The organism is Synechococcus sp. MU1655 (assembly GCF_023630655.1).
GTDB lineage: Bacteria > Cyanobacteriota > Cyanobacteriia > PCC-6307 > Cyanobiaceae > Synechococcus_C.
This window is the reverse complement of record NZ_JAKUHK010000171.1, coordinates 1-4,348: the sequence shown is the minus strand read 5'-3', so window position 1 is coordinate 4,348 and position 4,348 is coordinate 1. Positions and strand designations below refer to the sequence as shown.

Here is a 4,348-nt window from a genome sequence, read left to right as displayed (position 1 = left end):
GCGCTTCGTCACAAAGTTGTAAATACCGCCAACACCATTCTCATCTCCCGCGTACCAATTCTGAACAGTTGAATACTTTATAGAGGCATCATCCAAAACAACCAATTCGACAACAGCAGCGTGAAGCTGATTCGTATCAAACATCGGCGCAGTACAACCTTCCAAATAGCTCACCGATGCACCTTCTTCAGCCACAATCAACGTGCGCTCGAATTGCCCAGTATCACCGGAATTAATCCGGAAGTAAGTAGAAAGCTCCATTGGGCACTCCACTCCCTTTGGGATGAATACGAATGATCCATCACTAAAAACAGCAGAATTCAAAGCCGCAAAATAATTATCATTACTAGGGACAACCGAACCGAGATACTTCTCGATCAACTCAGGATGCTCAACAACCGCTTCACTAAAGGAGCAAAAAACCACTCCGTGCTCTGCAAGCTTTTCTTTGTAGGTGGTTGCGATCGAAACACTGTCAAAGACAGCATCCACGGCAACATTACTAAGCCTTTTTTGCTCACTTAGCGGAATCCCAAGCTTGTCAAACGTTTCGAGAAGCTTGGGATCAACCTCATCAAGACTTTGCTTTTTATCTTGCTGCTTGGGCGCAGCGTAATAAACAATCTCCTGATAATCAATAGCTTTATAACCCAACTCAGCCCAGTCAGGCTCTTGCAACTTAAGCCAATGGCGATAAGCCTTGAGCCGAAAATCAAGGAGAAATTCCGGCTCATTCTTCTTAGAAGAAATCAGTCGCACTACCTCCTCGCTAAGACCTTTTGCGATCTTCTCAGTTTCGATATCAGTGACAAACCCGTACTTGTACGGCTGACTAACGAGATCGCGTGTGGAGGTACTGGTCATGGCCTTCAACCTGCTGTGGCGTGAATCGTTTCAGTGCTGATGGTCTGCTCCTCGCAGCGGAAGGGATTGTCTTCGGTGAGAAACAACATGCAATGGCAATCCTTCCGCTCTCGCATTGGCACACAGGGACAATTCCAAAAAGCCTGAGAGACTTCTGCTTGCTTGTCTTCGTAATGACGACACGGGCAAAGTGCACCACCCAACTCGTCTTTGTGCTTAGCAAGACCCTTTAAAACGACTGCCGTCACACCGGGATCACTACAAAAATAGGTACCGGTCCGTTGGGCATAGGTTTCGGCAAATTTGCGAATGACCTCAAGGCTTTCAGCTGTCGGCTCTGTGCTGCCAGCGGACGCATCGGACATTGGGCTCAAGGGGGGAAAGGAGAGGACGTAGTTCAGAACAAAAGTCTGAATACACTCCGGCCAAGGGTCAGGCCAGGACCGAGATACGAAACAAAAAGGTTTCGTTTCCAGGAGACTAGGGCACGGATCCATCGTCCGGAGACGCCATCATTCTGAAGGGGCGAACACCCGCTGAGCAGACATCGGCTCAATCTTCGTTAATCCTGGCAAAGACGGCAGGGGACTCTCAAGGCGGTTGCGGCTTTCCCGTGGCATCGTGAGTTCAACAGTTTCATCCCATGGGCGCTCAGGCTCAGGCCCCTACCCGCGAAACCACGCTCACCTTGCTTCTAAGGCAGGGCGAAGCCAGCGCGGCGACACTGGCAGAGACGCTGGGAATTTCCGTGCAAGCCATGCGCCGGCATCTGCGCAGCCTTGAAGACGATGCTCTTGTGGAGGCCAGCCCCACGCCAGCGGGGCCAGGCCGTCCATCGAACCTTTGGAGACTCACGCCTAAAGGGCACCAACACTTCCCGGACGGCAGCGAGAACTTTGCGCTAGGTCTGCTGGAGTCCATGGCTGCGACCTTGTCGCCTGAGGTGATGGCGGACCTGCTGCGCCAGCAAGCTCTGGAGAAAGCCACCCAGTACCGGAAACAGCTGGGGAACGCATCCCTTGAAGAGAGAGTCCGGGCGCTTGTGAACCTCCGGTTAAAGGAGGGTTACGTCAGCGACATGCAACCAGCCCCAACGGGACCCGGCTGGTGCATCTGCGAATTTCACTGCTCTGTCCAAAGAATTGCTGAGGAATATCCAGCGGTCTGCGATCAGGAGCTGCAGCTCATCAGACACACCTTTCCCGATTGTCTTGTGGAGAGAGTTCATTGGCGCCTGGAATCGGGACATTCCTGTGGCTTCAGCATCGCCCCTAAGCAGGACTGACCCATGGCTGAACGGCCGCTCTTCGGTTCAGGCCCCTTATCTCGAGCGGATGCCGAGCGGATTGAAGCCACGTTGCTTCCCAACCTCGATCGCCACCACCTCCGCCTCCTAGCCCACTGCCTACGCAGCTTTCAAGTGATCGCAAAGCCACGTCAGTCAGGTCCACTCCCAGACCAACGCTCGCTCGAGCAATGGCTGTTGGTACAGCCCCAATTGGTTGACGAGCCTCAATTCCGCGACCTACTCCTCAATCAATTTCTTGCCGCGGCACAGCAGCTGGAAGACCTCGCCAGACAGCGAGACCTCTCTCCTTTGGAACTCAACCTGGAAGAGCTCATTGAGGCCAGCACCATGGCAAGCAAGGCCAGAATCGAGGCCCCCCACAACCATCCCTTGGACTGCGATCATCCAATACAGGAGTCATCCCCCTCATGACCTCGGCCATTCCCAACGCTGTCCATTTCTTTCAACAGAGTTGCGGTCGCTGGCGATCACAACGCAGCGTTCATCACCTCTTGCACCGACGAGCCGAAGCGGGTGGATCTCTCATCGTTGTGGAAGATCTCGATCCAAATGACCGTCGGCTGCAAACACTGGCTGAACAACACGGCCAATCCCCGGGGAGCATTGCAGGAGGGAGCTTTGTACGCTGGAGCGCCTCCATGGCCTGGGATCAGAACGGTGATGCCCATGACGGCGAGACGGTCTTTGGTCTGATCCCCGATGGGGAAGACGGACGCAGCGGCACCCTGCTTCGCGATCTGGGTTACGCCGAAAAAGCACCGGCCAGCTCGACCTTCCAAATGGATCAGCAGGACGGTCTCATCCTCTGCACCAGCTACGAAACCATGACCGTCTGGGAACGCTTTTGGTTCACAAGCCCAAATGTCAGGCTGCGATCCAGCACGGTGGAAGGTCTCTCGAACAACGCATCCTTTTGCATGGAAACGCGTTTAAGCGAAGAAACAGAGGACATCACAGAGGCGCCACCAGGCTCAACGGATGTGTCATTGGAACCACTTTCAGCCCCTTTCGGCTGGTGAGAGCCAACGGCAGCAACTATTACGGACTGTGAGTGCTGACCTGCGAGCAAGAGGCACAACGAACTCTTCTTCTACGATCGCAGGCGAAGGATGTTGAAGTTTGCGTGGCCATTCCTCTACTGCAGTACGCACCGATCACCCAAAATGCGAGGGTGGCGGCTCTGCGGGTCGCATCAGACGAGGTTCCACGGTCGTATTCCATGGACATCGCCATGGATGCCGAGAATCTGAAGACCGTGATCGAATCTGCTTACAGACAGATTTATTTCCACGCCTTTGAGACAGATCGGGATGTGAATCTGGAATCCCAGCTGCGAGACGGTCAGATCACTGTCCGCGATTTTGTTCGTGGGCTCTGCCTCTCCGACACGTTCAAGAGAAGCTTTTATGGGATGAACAGCAACTACAAGGTGGTTCGCCACCTTGTGGAGAGGCTTCTAGGTCGCAAGACAGGCGGAAAATCAGAGGAGATCGCTTGGGCCATCCTGATTGCCACAGAGGGCATCACCGGGATGGTGGACGCGCTTCTTGACAGCGAGGAATACCTGGACGCCTTTGGGTACGACACTGTTCCCTACCAACGCAACAGGGTGCTTCCAGGCAGGGATCTGGGAGATACACCTTTCAACATCACAACCCCTCGTTACGACGAGTACTACCGCGGAATCCTTGGGTTCCCCAAGTTTGTCTACACAAACTCGATCAAAGCCAAGACCATTCCAGAGAGAGCCAAAGTCAAGCGTGGCGGCTTCCCAGAGGACTACATCCCTTGGGTACGGGGTCTGAGAAATACCAATGGGATCGCTCCCAGTGGAACAGCAGACATGGATTACCTCTCCAAGGTTCCTTATCGCAGCATCGGTCGCTGAACCCAAAAAAAAATTCGGTGAAAGACAAGGGGGCATCAGGCCCCCTTTTTTGTGTGTCCAGCTCGTGGGAGCAGCCAACTGAAGCCTTCGAGGTCCTGGGCTGGAGTCAGAAGATGCTGACCACAGAAGAGAAAGGCGCCTGAAAAATGGAAGTTGGCTGCAAACTGATCCCGAAGAAACTCGGTTGGTTGTCCGTGACGCAAGCCCTCTCATCTCTAGCCCGCCTGACGCTGCGTCAGCTCCGCCAGATGGCAAGTGATCTGGGGGTAACCCTCTACAGCCGCAAA

The 4,348-nt window shown here is 54.1% G+C and carries 6 protein-coding genes and 1 pseudogene; 5 read left to right on the top strand and 2 right to left on the bottom strand.

Translation table 11 applies throughout. The annotated features are described in order from the left end of the window. Positions 1–864, bottom strand: an 864-nt coding sequence (gene sufB, locus NCN04_RS08445; protein WP_250395795.1) for a Fe-S cluster assembly protein SufB, incomplete at its 3' end; no start/stop codon positions are given. A gap of 5 nt (positions 865–869) precedes the next feature. Continuing rightward, positions 870–1,229, bottom strand: coding sequence for a ferredoxin-thioredoxin reductase catalytic domain-containing protein (locus NCN04_RS08440; protein WP_048347273.1), 360 nt, complete (start codon positions 1,227–1,229; stop codon positions 870–872). A 278-nt stretch (positions 1,230–1,507) separates the two neighbouring features. On the opposite strand from NCN04_RS08440, the gene sufR reads away from it, so the two are divergent. The 5 genes and pseudogenes from sufR to NCN04_RS08415 form a co-directional block, all read left to right on the top strand. Further along, the gene (gene sufR, locus NCN04_RS08435) at positions 1,508–2,149 is read left to right on the top strand and encodes an iron-sulfur cluster biosynthesis transcriptional regulator SufR (protein ID WP_250395794.1); all 642 of its coding nucleotides are present in this window, start codon (positions 1,508–1,510) and stop codon (positions 2,147–2,149) included. Between the two features lie 3 nt (positions 2,150–2,152). Then, positions 2,153–2,584 (top strand): NDH complex assembly factor CRR9, encoded by a 432-nt coding sequence (locus tag NCN04_RS08430; RefSeq protein ID WP_250395793.1) that lies wholly within the window; start codon positions 2,153–2,155, stop codon positions 2,582–2,584. After that, entirely contained in the window at positions 2,581–3,192 is a 612-nt protein-coding gene (locus tag NCN04_RS08425) for a phycobiliprotein lyase (RefSeq protein WP_250395792.1), read from the top strand. Before NCN04_RS08430 ends, NCN04_RS08425 begins: the two co-directional genes overlap by 4 nt. Positions 3,193–3,296: 104 nt before the next feature. Beyond that, positions 3,297–4,061: a phycobilisome rod-core linker polypeptide gene (locus NCN04_RS08420; protein ID WP_250395791.1), complete on the top strand. Its 765-nt coding sequence runs from the start codon at positions 3,297–3,299 to the stop codon at positions 4,059–4,061. Between the two features lie 146 nt (positions 4,062–4,207). Continuing rightward, a pseudogene (locus NCN04_RS08415) lies at positions 4,208–4,348 on the top strand (Rho termination factor N-terminal domain-containing protein); the annotation flags it as partial.